This is a genomic window from Borrelia turicatae 91E135 (genome assembly GCF_000012085.2).
Lineage (GTDB): Bacteria > Spirochaetota > Spirochaetia > Borreliales > Borreliaceae > Borrelia > Borrelia turicatae.
Genome location: NC_008710.1, coordinates 653486 through 667167, shown reverse-complemented (window position 1 = coordinate 667167; position 13682 = coordinate 653486). Strand labels below are relative to the sequence as shown.

Annotated in this window: 9 protein-coding genes and 2 tRNA genes; 6 read left to right on the top strand and 5 right to left on the bottom strand. The window is 29.9% G+C overall.

Annotated features, from left to right (window positions below):
* The first annotated feature begins 10 nt into the window (after window positions 1-10).
* Window positions 11-84: transfer RNA gene (locus tag BT0_RS03195), tRNA-Asp, on the top strand.
* A gap of 162 nt (window positions 85-246) precedes the next feature.
* Here the strand turns inward: BT0_RS03195 and pfkB are convergent.
* Window positions 247-1155: a 1-phosphofructokinase gene (gene pfkB, locus BT0_RS03190; RefSeq protein ID WP_011772567.1), complete on the bottom strand. Its 909-nt coding sequence runs from the start codon at window positions 1153-1155 to the stop codon at window positions 247-249.
* 130 nt (window positions 1156-1285) lie between these two features.
* Between pfkB and BT0_RS03185 the strand changes: the two genes are divergently transcribed.
* On the top strand, window positions 1286-3133 hold the full coding sequence (locus BT0_RS03185) for a fructose-specific PTS transporter subunit EIIC (protein ID WP_011772566.1): 1848 nt from the start codon (window positions 1286-1288) through the stop codon (window positions 3131-3133).
* Between the two features lie 33 nt (window positions 3134-3166).
* On the opposite strand, the gene BT0_RS03180 is transcribed toward BT0_RS03185, so the two are convergent.
* Complete coding sequence (locus tag BT0_RS03180; RefSeq protein ID WP_011772565.1) at window positions 3167-3892, bottom strand: hypothetical protein; 726 nt, start codon at window positions 3890-3892, stop codon at window positions 3167-3169.
* Between the two features lie 99 nt (window positions 3893-3991).
* Between BT0_RS03180 and BT0_RS03175 the strand changes: the two genes are divergently transcribed.
* Together BT0_RS03175 and rnmV are read left to right on the top strand one after the other, a co-directional pair.
* Complete coding sequence (locus BT0_RS03175) at window positions 3992-5260, top strand: M18 family aminopeptidase (protein WP_011772564.1); 1269 nt, start codon at window positions 3992-3994, stop codon at window positions 5258-5260.
* Between the two features lie 3 nt (window positions 5261-5263).
* Window positions 5264-5800 carry a ribonuclease M5 gene (gene rnmV, locus BT0_RS03170; RefSeq protein ID WP_041178505.1) on the top strand — a complete coding sequence of 179 codons (537 nt, stop codon included), beginning with the start codon at window positions 5264-5266 and terminating at the stop codon, window positions 5798-5800.
* Between the two features lie 3 nt (window positions 5801-5803).
* On the opposite strand, the gene BT0_RS03165 is transcribed toward rnmV, so the two are convergent.
* From BT0_RS03165 to BT0_RS03155, 3 genes are all read right to left on the bottom strand, one after another.
* A tRNA-Asn gene (locus BT0_RS03165) sits at window positions 5804-5875 on the bottom strand.
* A 76-nt stretch (window positions 5876-5951) separates the two neighbouring features.
* Entirely contained in the window at window positions 5952-8000 is a 2049-nt protein-coding gene (locus BT0_RS03160; protein ID WP_041178579.1) for a LysM peptidoglycan-binding domain-containing protein, read from the bottom strand.
* Window positions 7957-8919, bottom strand: coding sequence for a hypothetical protein (locus BT0_RS03155; RefSeq protein ID WP_011772562.1), 963 nt, complete (start codon window positions 8917-8919; stop codon window positions 7957-7959). The genes BT0_RS03160 and BT0_RS03155 overlap by 44 nt, the downstream gene beginning before the upstream one ends.
* 97 nt (window positions 8920-9016) lie before the next feature.
* On the opposite strand from BT0_RS03155, the gene mfd reads away from it, so the two are divergent.
* The gene (gene mfd, locus BT0_RS03150; RefSeq protein WP_011772561.1) at window positions 9017-12385 is read left to right on the top strand and encodes a transcription-repair coupling factor; all 3369 of its coding nucleotides are present in this window, start codon (window positions 9017-9019) and stop codon (window positions 12383-12385) included.
* A 16-nt stretch (window positions 12386-12401) separates the two neighbouring features.
* Window positions 12402-13616, top strand: a complete 1215-nt coding sequence (locus tag BT0_RS03145) for an acetate kinase (protein ID WP_011772560.1) — start codon at window positions 12402-12404, stop codon at window positions 13614-13616.
* Window positions 13617-13682: the final 66 nt, after the last annotated feature.

The following is a 13682-nucleotide window of genomic DNA, read 5'->3' as shown; positions in this document are numbered from 1 at the left end:
TATTGCATTTGGGGGCGTAGTTCAGATGGTTAGAACGCCTGCCTGTCACGCAGGAGGTCGCGGGTTCGAGACCCGTCGCTCCCGATAGTAATCTTTAAAGTCAAGAATTTTTATCTGCATTTACCTTATTTCAAAAGTAATTGTGCAAGCATAAATCAACTGAAAAATACATTAAAGTTATTATTAAAGTTGCGTTATAAAAAAAAACCTTCAAAAACTCCACTAAAACATAAAATTAATTAATATTTATAAATGTTCAAGTTTTACTTTATCAAAAATATCTTTAACATCATCAAGACTACAAAGTTGTCCTCTAAGTGCCGTTGCGGTACCTGACGCAACTCCGAACCTAAAAGAATCAAGAAGAGAATTCCCATTTTGATGAGCATATACAAATCCAGCAACTACAGAATCTCCTGCACCAATAGTACTTAAAGAATTAATTTGCGGAACACTAGCCAGACAAGCATCTTTATTATTTATAAAAACAGCCCCTTCACTTCCCATTGAAACTATAATATTCTGCACGCCCCTTTCCATAAGCTCACACCCAGCATTAATTAGATCCTTACTAGAAGTCAAATTCATACCCAAAAGTTCTTTAAGTTCATTAATATTTGGCTTTATTAAAAAAGGTCTAAGCCCTATAATCTCTTGCAAGGCAGGACCACTAGTATCAATAATTAACTTAACATTACTAGCAATACTCTTGGCTATTTCATTATAAGCCTGATACCCAAGCGAGCTTGGAACACTACCAGACATGATTAACATATCTTTATCTAAATTTTTTAATTTTAAAATCAAAGACTGAAAATCACTCTCAAGAATTACGGGTGATCTTCCATTAATCTCTGTTTCTTTTCCATCTGACATCATTTTAATATTGATTCTAGTATTGTCAGATATGCTAATAAAATCATGCTTTATGCCCATCAAATCAAGATAGCCCCTTATATAATCACCTGTAAATCCACCCAAAAATCCAAGAGCAATACTTTCAGTTTCAAAATTCTTAAGTACATTACTTACATTTATTCCCTTCCCACCAGCAAAAAAATTATTCCTAACAACATGATTAAGACACCCTGTCTGAAAACCTTCTACAACTATTTTATAATCAATAGCAGGATTAAGAGTAAGCGTATATACCAAGCCAATCTCCTTTATAATTAAGTAAAATAATTAAATAATTAAATAATGTAATTATTATATGTTATAATTATCATACATTATATTTATAATAATTATAATATGGATACTATAGTATAGCAAGGAGTTTCCTATGCAAGATTTATTTTCTAAAAAATTAATATTATTAAACTACGAGGCCAAAAGTAAAGATGATGTAATTGAAAAAATGGCCGACATGCTCAATGAAAATGAATATTTGAACAACAAAGAAGATTTTATAAAAGAAATTAAAAAACGAGAAGAAATAAGCGGAACAGGTCTTGAAGAATATATTGCAATGCCACATGCAAAAGGTAATTTTGTTAAAAAACATGGAATAGCTATATTACGAATTAAAGGAGAAGGGTTTGATTTTAACGCTTCCGACTTACGACCTTCAAAATTATTTTTCATGATAGCTGTACCTGAAAAAACTACAGGTAATACTCATATTAAAACAATATCTTACCTTAATAATATATTTAATAATGAAATTTTAAGACAAGAAATTATGAGTACAAATGATATAAATAGATTTTTAGAAATTCTTTTAAATAGCAACACAGATGTAATCATGAATGACACTGGTTCCAAAAATTTCATTCTAGCAGTAACTGCTTGCCCTACAGGAATCGCCCATACATACATGGCAGCTGAAAGCCTAAAACGAGCAGCAGCTGAACTAAACGTAGAGATCAAAGTAGAAACTAATGGCTCTAGTGGCGTTGACAATCTAATAGAAGAAGAGGAGATAGAAAGAGCAAAAGGCATAATTATTGCAGCCGGAAAAACTGTCGATAAAGACAGGTTTAATGGTAAACCACTAATTGAAGTTGGTGTAAAAGATGGCATACACAAAGCAAAAGAACTCATTCAAAACATTCTTGATAACAAAGCAAAAATTTATAAGAGAAAAACAGTACAAGGAGAAAGCAACACAACCCGAAAACCAGGTGGTGCATATAAACATTTAATGAACGGTGTATCCTTTATGCTACCATTCGTAGTGTCTGGGGGAATAATTATTGCAATATCATTCATGTTTGGCATCAAAGCTTTCGATCCAAACGATCCAAGCTATAATAAGATAGCAGATATTTTAATGCAAATCGGCGGTGGTAATGCTTTTTTCCTAATGCTTCCAATACTTGCTGGGTATATTTCATTTAGCATAGCAGAACGTCCCGGCCTTGCACCTGGAATGATTACAGGATTAATGATGAGCAAAGGAAATGCAGGGTTCTTAGGGGGCATTCTAGCAGGATTTATCGCAGGATACGTAACTTTAGCAATAAAATCAATAAGTAAAAAAATAATACCACCAAAAATAAGTGGTATTAACCCCGTTTTAACCTACCCACTTTTCTCAGTACTAATATCAGGATCTTTAACATATTTCTTACTAGCACCAATTGCATATATTAATACATCTATAACAAATATGTTAAATTCACTAAGCGGAACAAATATGGCATTACTAGGTGCACTACTTGGTGGAATGATGGCAATAGACATGGGTGGTCCTGTAAACAAAGCTGCCTATGCATTTGGAATTGCAATGATAACTGCTGGAAATTATATACCTCATGCAAGCGTAATGGTAGGAGGAATGACGCCTCCACTTGGAATCGCACTTGCAACTAGCATTTTCAATAATAGATTTTCACAAGAAGAACGTGAAGCCGGTAAAGTTTGTTACTTTTTAGGTGCATGTTTCATAACGGAAGGAGTGATTCCTTTTGCAGCCTCAGATCCTTTAAAGGTAATACCTGCTTGCATAATAGGGTCATCTATCGGGGGTTTTTTGTCTGCATTATCTAAAGTAGAACTTATGGCTCCACACGGCGGTATCTTTATTCTTCCAATAATAACCAACCCATTAATGTGGATAATATCTATCCTCATAGGTGCTTTAATAACAGGTCTATTAATAGGATTTATGAAAAGAGATAAGAAATAATTCTTATCTCTTAAAATAATATTTACACAAAGTCTAATAAACCAATCTCAATTTTATTGGTGTCTCAAGACTTAAAGTCCTAATCATATCTAGCTTAAGTTCTAAATTATTGGAGTTAAGCTGTTTAAATCCAAACTGTTCTTGAATTTTTCTCGACGTCTTGATTTTGAGTGTAACATTAGAATTATCAATAAGCTCATTTGCACGCGAAGTAAAGTCTGATAAAAAGTAAACTAATACATCTTTATATTCCTTCTCAGACATTGGTATTTCTTCTGACGGCAAAAGTGCCGCAAGAGCATCATTCACCTGATCCTTACTTTCATTAATAATCTTAGTAACAGTTTTTAAATTAAAATCAATATCAAGAATATTTTTCCCATTCTTATTTGCTATCTTAAATATAGGCATTGTCTCCTTTGCAAGATAATCTTTTAAAACCTTAACCAAATTATCAAATTGAACAATCAAATTAAGAGAATCACCATTAGACTTAATATTTAAGAGGTTTAGACCTAATTTTTTCCCTTCATCACCAAAATATTGCTTTATCTTATCAATGGGGAAAAGAGGCATTTTAGCTATTTCCTCTCCTACAAGAGTTGCCACAAGTTCTTTTCTGATCTTTTCAAATTCTTTATCAACATTAAATATTAATAAAACTGTTCCGCTCGCATCATCTTGTAAATTAACCTCTGAAATTGTAGTACAAGCAATAAATATTAAAAGCACAAGCATCAAACTATAAAATCTATCCATTTAACAATCTCCTTGCATATAAAACAAACATATATACATGCACTAGCTATTATAATAAAATATTAAGTATCAAAACAATAAAACCATAGGAGAAAAAACATGCATGACCAAACATTAGATATATCACATTTCCAAAAATTACTAGATAAAAGCTTAACACCATATCATTTAATAAACTACATTGAACAAAAACTGGTATATTATCTTAATGCAAAGGAATTAAAACTTGACGATAAATGGACATTAGAAACAGGATATTATTATGTAAAAAAGGAAGGAACAAGTCTTATTGCATTCAACATTAACACTAATACAATACATGAACCATTCCTAATAGCAGCAGCACACTCTGATAGCCCTGGATTAAAGCTCAAAATAGAATCTAGGAAATACAAAGATAATGTATTCTCTCACCACATCGAAACTTACGGTAGTCCAATAATCTCAACCTGGACTGACAGAGACTTAAGCTTATCAGGAGTTGTATACTTTAATAAAGATGAAATAATTAACTCAGAATTAATAACAATTGAAAATATTGGGATCATACCAAATGTTGCCATTCACTTAAACCGAAACGTAAATGAAGGATTTGCATATGATACTCATGAGAACATAGTCATCATCACAAGTTTTAAAAAAAGCATTAAAGAAAAAATTCTAGAAAAACTGCAAATATCTGAAAAAGATTTTCTATCATGCGATTTAATATTTACAGCATCAGAACCGGCTAAAATTATAGGTAGCGAAGGTGAATTTTTAGCATCCAAAAACCTAGATAACAAATCGGGATGCCATGCCATCATGAATGCATTTGTTCATACAAATAACAATAAAAATAAAGTAGCTGTATTTTTTGACAATGAAGAGATTGGATCTTTAACTTCCAGAGGAGCTGACTCAACACTATTAACAGAAGTCTTAGAAAGAATTGATCATGTTTTAAATCTAGGAAAAGAAGAACATCTAATTAAACTAAACAAATCATTCAATATTTCAATGGACGGCGCACATGGGGTTCATCCAGGCTATATATGTAAACATGACCCAAACTATCAAATAAGTCTAGGGAAAGGAGTAACCATCAAAAACAATGCCAATTTTAAATATTCAACAACAGCACATGGATGTGCAAAACTTAAAGCCTTAGCTATGAAAAATAATATTAAAATTCAAGAAATAATAATGAAAGCAAATACAAATGCCGGAACTACAATTGGCCCAATTTCAAACTCCCAAACAGGAATTGAAACTATAGATATTGGAACCCCAATGTGGGGAATGCACTCTTTAAGAGAAACTATTGCAATATCAGATCATATAGAAGCAATCAAACTTCTCAGAACATTTTTTGAAAATTGGAATTAAAAACTGGAACAAATAAAAGAAATCATTGTAGTTGAAGGCAAAGATGACGCTAAGAGAATAAAAGAACTATTTAAGTGCACTATAGTTGAAACTGGTGGATTATATCTTAAAAAATCAACCATTAATGTTTTAAAAAAAGCAATAGAAACAAATGGAATTATTATTTTCACTGATAGCGACAAAGCAGGAGATCTAATTAGAAAACAAATACTTAAAAAAGTGGGCTACTTAGACCAAGGCAAAATCAAACATGCTCACCTTAACAATAAAAATCAAGAAGTAGAAATGTCTTCTAAAATTGAAATAACAACAATTTTAAAAAAAATAGGTACTTTTTATAACGAAAAACAAAAAGAGGGTCTAAATTTAAATGATTTAATAGAACTTGGCATCACAGGATCTCAATCCAAGAAAAAAAGAGAACAAATACAAAAACACTTCAACTTGGGCAATGGTAATAACAAAAAACTACTTGAGAGACTCAATTACTTTAAAATAAAACGAGAAGACATAGAAAAAATAATCTTAACAAAAGAATAAAAACTCCCCCAGAAGGAATTGAACCTCCGACCAAGTGGTTAACAGCCACCTGCTCTACCGCTGAGCTATAGGGGAATCAATATCTAAACATTATGCTAAATTGAAACTGTTTTGTCAAGTCATACAATCCATAAAAAATAATCTACTTATCCTATAAGACCTTCAAAATAGCATCAGCAAGGATTTTAGAATCCCGGTCCCTAAGCTTAGAAGATCTAATTGCCCAAGCTTCCTCGTCAAATGCTAAATTCCTAACCTCAACCAACAATTTAGTCTTAACAACGTTATTTTTTAGCACATAAAGGTTTTGGCCCTTAATATAAGGGGTTCTCTTAAAACCTTTTGTCATTTTTTCAATCATACTCTTAGAATGAGCATCAAAGCCCTTCCCATCCTCAGACTGGTAATAAAATCCCATACACCGAGGCGCACCAACACTATTATCAGAATGCAAACTAATATAAAGAACATCTTGTTCCTTAACATTTTTATACTTATTTATAAATTTCTTCACAACAGCTAATCTCTTCCTCAAACCTTCTTGAGTACCATTTATCCAAGAGTCAACGGTATCGGTTTTATTTAAATCATAATCATTATAAACTTCATTTTTAACATTAACAAATGTATTATTAGCAGACACACTATCTCTGATTAAATGATCAGGAGATAAAATAGTAAGCTCAACATTAGCTCCATATTCTTTAAGATACACATAAAGCCTTAAAGCAATATCATAAACATATTCATCCTCGACAACAAAAATTTCATTCTTAAGTCCGTCTCTAGCTTTAACAATAGCACCAGGATCAAGACCTCCATGTCCAGGATCAATAATGATTAATTTATTTTTTAGGCTATTATTTTTCACTGGCCGAGATTGCACAAGACTTTCAAAACTCTTAAAAAGTTGACTTGCTTTCTTATAGGCATTCAGAGGAGAATACCAATCTTCTGAATAAAACTCACTTGGTTGACTCCCTTTTTTAGGCTTATACCAATAATAAAAAACTCCATTAGCCTCAAATATAGGTATTTTAGGCTCCAATACAACCAAAGCACTAATATCAAAAACATCTCTATTGTCTAAAACATTGGAAAAATTTAAATTTAATTTTTTACTCTTAGCAGAAACAATATTTGCAATAGCTTTAACCGTGGTTTTAGAAGTTTTATCCACAAATTCTTTTAGCTCTTTATTTGCAACAACTGGTCCTTTGCTTTTATCATAAATCTTAAGTTCCTGATTATGAAAAATACTATTCCCATTTAAATTATTCCAACTTTTAAGATCTTCAAGCAAAACCCCATATTTACGAGCAATACTATATAATGTCTCACCAACAGATACTTTGTGGGATATAAATGTTTCACTACTTCGATTTTCGCTCTTTAATTGTAAAGATTTAGAACTTGGCAAATCTTCTTCAATAACTTTTGAAACATCTAAAATTGAATCCGCCTTTAAATTTATTGCCTTACTTCCATTAAGACGAACAAGATGCCTTGCAGTAACACCATAAATATATGCAATTTTCCCAAGAGTCTCTCCTCGCTTTACATAATGAAAATTGACATTTCCAGAAGTCCTTTTTAAATATAATTTTTGACCAATTATTAAGCTCTTATTTTCTAGAGAATTAAATCGTATAATATCCTCAATACTAATATCAAAATCCACAGAAAGCTTGGAGAGTGAATCACCCTTTTTAACTATATATGGCTTTAAAAAACTAGGCTCATCCAAATTCAACTTAGAACCAACTTTAAGAAGTTTAGAACTTAAATTATTCCAAGCAAGCAATTCTTTTTCCTTAATGCCATATTGTTTAGATATATCTTCAATAGTATCGCCGACTTTAACAACATGAATTTTGGCATCAAGCTTGCTTAACTTAGGCTTCCTATTATTCTTTTTAGTAATAATTTTGTTAACCTTAGAAGAATTTGGAATAACTAATATACGCCCAACTCTAATATGCTCAGACTTCAAATTATTTGCACTTTTAAGTTCTTTTATTGGAATTTTATATTTAAGAGAAATCGAATATAAAGTATCACCTTTAACAACTTCATGTTTAAAATCAGCATATAAACTAAAGTAACTTACTATCCATAAAACAATACTAAGTCCTTTAATCTTAAAAATAAAAGGCCTAGTATTTCTCCTTAATCCCAGTATTTTGAACAGTATAATCATAAATGATCCAATAATAATCATACTTTTTTAAAAAAAAGGTATATCGTTTGGCTACATAAAAATGACCATCTTCAAAATACACATCAGATACAACTTTTCCTGTAGAATCCGTATAAGTTGTTTCAATAATAGAAAATTTACTTGGAACTTTTGAAATAGCAGAATTACTATCATTCCATAGATAATCTTTATACTCTTCTAGCATATTATTAGAACCTGATTTAAGTTCTTGCTTATAAAGATATGATTTATTTTGATCACTTAAAATAAGACTCTCAATATCAATATATAAAAAGAATTTTTCTCTCTCCCCAAGCCGCAACGCTGAAAATAAATATTCAACAACTTTATCAGGGGATAAATTTTCTCTTTTCAAAATACTTTGAATTTCACGATTGGAAGATAAATTAGAAAAGTCAAATTTTCCTGCAACATCATCCATTTTAGGTTTTAAAAACAAAGTAATAACATTAGACTCTACACGCTTTTGTGGATCTGAGATATCTGGGAAAAACATACCTTTGACAAAATAAACTCCATCTTTATCAAATTGTACAAATTGATTTAAGCTCATCACTACAGAAAATCTCTCATTAGGTCTTAAACTAAGAGTTCTTACAGGAATCGCAACATTTTTTGCCCTATCCTTAACATATTCAAGAGACCTTTTAACTTTTATGTTAGTAGTATCTGTAACATCAAAATCAAAACCGAAAGTATTAACATCTCCTATTTCAAGAACAAGTAAATCATCAGACGAATTACTAAGCGAAACTTCAATAGAAACATTACTATTAACACGATAAATTGATTGATTAAAAAACTTTATCTTAAAATCAAGACCCTTATAATCTCTAGGAAAAAGCATAAAAGGAACAACCATAAGAGATATAACAAACAATAAATTCCTAAATTTCATAAACTCCTCAAAATCTAATTATATTATACATAACGAAACAGAACATATCCATTAATATATAATATTATACTAAACTACAGAAACAAAAAGGTAAAAAATGAATATAGAAAAAGAATTAACTGCCAGATTAAATGACAATCAAAATCTAAAAAAAATACAACAACTTATTGAAAAAAATCTACCCTTTACAATAGTAGGACATGAAGGATTTTTTAAAGCTTTCTTAATCAACAAAATAAAGGAATACAGCAGTAGTAATAAAATTATATTAATAGTTAAAAACGAAAGTATCTCAGATGAACTCAAAGATGATTTAATGCAAATTACAGATAACATATATGAACTTAACTATTTCAGTCCCCTTATATATAAAGACATCGGTTCAAAAAGTAAAGTCTTTATAAAACGAGTAAAATTTTTAATCAATTTTTATGAAAATAATCCTGGGATCTACATTGTTTCACTAAAATCTCTACTTAGCAAAATCCCTACAAAAGAAAATTTATTCAAAAACATTTATAAAATTCAGACAGATACGATAATAAACATAGAAAACCTTGAAAGTAAACTTATAAAACTAGGATATGAAAAAACAATGAGGGTTACATTACCTGGAGAATTTACAATAAAGAGTGAAATAATAGACATACACTCATTTAATAAAACAGAACCAATAAGAATTTCAGTGAAGGTTGATAAAATAAAAGAAATCAAATATTTTAATCCCTTAACTCAATTAAAAAAAGGAACTCCAATTTCCGAATTTGCTATAATTCCCAAAAAGGAAATCATTTGGAATAACGAAAACATAAATAAACTAAAACACCACTTAAAAGAAAATGAATATAAAAAATTATTTGAACAAATTGAAACAAAATATAATGCAAGAGCAGAAGAAATATTTTATCCTCTAATAGGAGACACATACCTAAGCCAAGAAATAAATGAAGATATACCTATTATAAATTTAGAAATACCAAATTTACAAGAAGAGATCAAAAAGATCTATAAAGAGTATGAAAAACTTTACAGCCAAGCAATAGAGTCTGGAAAAAAAACAATTGCACCAAAAGAAATTTTCATAAATTTGAGCGATTTAAAATTAAAAACTAACATTTTTATCGTGCAAACCCCTGCAAATATAAAAACAAAAGAACTAATAGAATTTAACATTGAAAGTGAGCGTAAATTTTTCTCAAACATCACACTTGCAAAAGAAGAAATACAAAACTGGCTAAACAATGGATTTAAAGTAATCATTGCAGCAGAATCTAATTCACAAAAAGAAAAATTAAAATATATCTTCAAAGATCTGACAAAAATCAAAATTGAAATCTTAAAAATATCAAGCTCACTTATAATAAACAAAGAAAAAATAGCCATTATCCTTGAATCAGATATCTTTAATAGAAGACAAAAAACAAATAAAGCTTTCGAATCATCAAAAACTAAAACTATTGATTCATTTATTGAAGTGGAAAAAAACAGTCATGTTGTTCACATAAACCATGGAATTGGAATATTTCGGCAGATAAAAAGAATTAAAACAAGTCTTCTTGAAAAAGATTACATTGAAATTGAATATGCAGATAACGAAAAATTATTTATTCCAATCGAACAAACACATCTTATTCAAAGGTATATTGGAAATGAAACTCAAAATATAAAATTAGATAAAATCAGTTCAAAAACCTGGGAAAAGAAAAAAGCTTATGCAAAGAAAAGAATCGATGCAATTGCCGATAAACTTGTTGAACTTTACGTGCAGAGAGAAAGTAGTAAGGGATTTCAATATCCTCAAGACAATGAATGGCAATTATTATTTGAATCAGAATTTCCATACGATGAAACTCCGGATCAATTAACAGCAATATCAGAAATCAAACAAGACATGATGAGTTTAAAAGTAATGGATAGACTTTTATGTGGCGATGTTGGATTTGGTAAAACTGAGGTCGCAATGAGGGCTGCATTCAAAGCTGTCATGGGCAAAAAACAGGTAGCAATACTCTCTCCAACAACAATTCTTACAGAACAACACTTTAATACATTTAAACAAAGATTTAAAAATTTTCCAATCAACATTGCAATGATGAGTAGATTTATAAAAAAATCAAAAGAAAGAGACATTATAAAAAAACTAGAAACAGGAGAAATTGACATAATAATTGGAACACATAAAATACTCTCTAAGAAAATAATATATAAAAACTTAGGACTCATTATAATCGATGAAGAACAAAGATTCGGGGTAAAAGAAAAAGAAAAACTAAAGGAAATAAAAATCTCTGTTGATTGTCTTGCCCTATCAGCAACTCCAATACCGAGATCCCTTCATATGTCATTAATCAAATTAAGAGACATTTCTGTCTTAAAAACTCCACCCCAAAACAGAATAAAAATAGAAACTTATGTAGAAGAATTTAGCGAGCTACTGATTAAACACGCAATAGAAAATGAACTTTCTCGAGATGGACAAGTTTTTTTTGTACATCACAATATTCAAGAACTAGATTTAATAAAAGCAATGCTAGAAAAAATGGTTCCTTATGCAAGAATTGCAACCATCCATGCAAGGCTTCAAGGTGACCAAATTGAAAATATTATGCATGATTTTATAAATAAATCATATCAGGTATTATTAGCAACTACAATCATTGAAAATGGAATAGATATTGAAAATGCAAATACAATAATAATTAACAATGCGAATAGATTCGGACTTGCACAATTATACCAGCTAAGGGGCAGAGTTGGCAGAAGTTCACAGAAAGCCTTCGCTTATTTCTTATATAAAGAAAATTCAAGCTTAAACGAAAGTGCCATTGAAAGACTAAGGGCAATATCTGAATTTTCAGAACTTGGAACAGGATTTCAAATTGCAATGAAAGATATGGAAATAAGAGGTGTTGGAAACTTACTTGGACGCGAACAACATGGAGAGATCGAATCTATTGGACTAGATTACTACTTAACAATGTTAAACAAAGCAATTGAAAAACGAATGGGAAAAAATTCTAAGGAAGACGAAATCACTATTGAAATCAATTACAATGGATTCATCCCCGATAGCTATATAAATAATGAACAAGATAAAATATCAATTTATAAAAAAATCTCAAAGGTTCAAAACAAGGAAGAGAACAACAAAATAAGGACTGAAATTTATGACCAATTTGGACCAATCCCAAAAGAACTTAACAACTTACTTATATTATCAGAACTCAAATTACTTGCAAAAAAACTCAATATTACCAGCCTTAAAGAAAAAAATGAGTTACTCGAAATCGAATATTTAAATACAAAGAGTATTCCTGCCGAAAAAATAATGCAAATCATAAAAGACAATCCTACTATACTGAAAATAAATCCAGAATATAAAAATTCCGTTTTCTTAAACCTAAAACATATTAAAAAATCAGAAAAAATAAACTGCATATATAAAAATTTGAATCTATTATTATAATAAGAGAATAAAAGATATGAAAATATTAACAATTAACACAGGAAGTTCCTCATTAAAATTTACACTCTATAAACATAAAAATACACAAATATTAGTATCTGGAACAATCGAAAAAATAAAAACAAAAAAATCAATAATTAAAATTAAGACCAAAAATGGCTTACTAGAAAAAACAGATAAACATATCAAATCACACAAAGAAGCATTAAAACAACTGATTAGAATATTAACAAACAAGAAATTAAAAATCATAGAAAATCCAGACGAAATTCAAGGCATAGGACACAGAATTGTACATGGAGGTCCAAGTTTTAAAAATTCAACGATACTTAACACAAATACCTTAAGCGAACTAAAAAAGATATCCAAGCTTGCACCTCTGCACAATCCAATTGCAATAAAAGTTATAGAAATAACTCTTAAAATATTTCCAAATGCAAAACAAGTTTTATGTTTTGACACATCATGGCACAAAACCATGAATGAAAATGCATTTTTATACGCCACACCATATTCTTGGTATAAAGACTATAATATCAGAAAATATGGATTTCACGGTTTATCATACTCATATATAACAAAAAGAGTTGCAACAATACTTAACAAACCTAAAGAAGATCTAAACTTAATAATACTACACCTAGGCAATGGTTCAAGCATCAATGCAGTTAAAAAAGGACTATCTTACGATACAAGCATGGGTCTTACCCCTCTTGAAGGACTTGTAATGGGCACAAGAAGTGGGGATATAGATCCTGCAATTATTCCTTTAATGAGCAAACTTTTAAATAAAACTCCAAAAAAAATCGAAGAAATTCTTAATAAGCAAAGTGGTATGCTTGGCATATCTCTTAAGTCAAATGATCTAAGAGACATTTGGGAAGGAGTAAAAAATAATGAATATAACTCTAAACTTGCAGTTGAAATAATGGCTTATAGAATAAAAAAATACATTGGATCTTACCTTGCAGTACTTGATTTCAATATTGATGCAATAATTTTCACAGCTGGCATTGGTGTTACAGATTATGGAATAAGAGAATTATCACTAAAAGGCTTTGAAAAAATTGGAATAGAAATTGATCCTCAAAAGAATAATTTAGCAAGAGACAAACATACAGAATCTGATATCTCAAGTGAAAAAAGTAAGACAAAAATACTTGTAATACCAACAAATGAAGAATTAACCATACTTGAAGATACCTACAATTTAATTACAAAGCCTTCATAAAGTTTAAAACAAAGATATAAGATTCAATCTTCAGAATATTTAACAAATAAATAATAAAAAAAGTTT

Coding starts and splice junctions, on each gene's coding strand:
- BT0_RS03180 (WP_011772565.1), bottom strand. CDS start 3,892: ATGGATAGATTTTATAGTTTGATGCTTGTGCTTTTAATATTTATTGCT.
- mfd (WP_011772561.1), top strand. CDS start 9,017: ATGAATATAGAAAAAGAATTAACTGCCAGATTAAATGACAATCAAAAT.
- BT0_RS03145 (WP_011772560.1), top strand. CDS start 12,402: ATGAAAATATTAACAATTAACACAGGAAGTTCCTCATTAAAATTTACA.
- BT0_RS03160 (WP_041178579.1), bottom strand. CDS start 8,000: ATGATTATACTGTTCAAAATACTGGGATTAAGGAGAAATACTAGGCCT.
- BT0_RS03155 (WP_011772562.1), bottom strand. CDS start 8,919: ATGAAATTTAGGAATTTATTGTTTGTTATATCTCTTATGGTTGTTCCT.
- BT0_RS03175 (WP_011772564.1), top strand. CDS start 3,992: ATGCATGACCAAACATTAGATATATCACATTTCCAAAAATTACTAGAT.
- BT0_RS03185 (WP_011772566.1), top strand. CDS start 1,286: ATGCAAGATTTATTTTCTAAAAAATTAATATTATTAAACTACGAGGCC.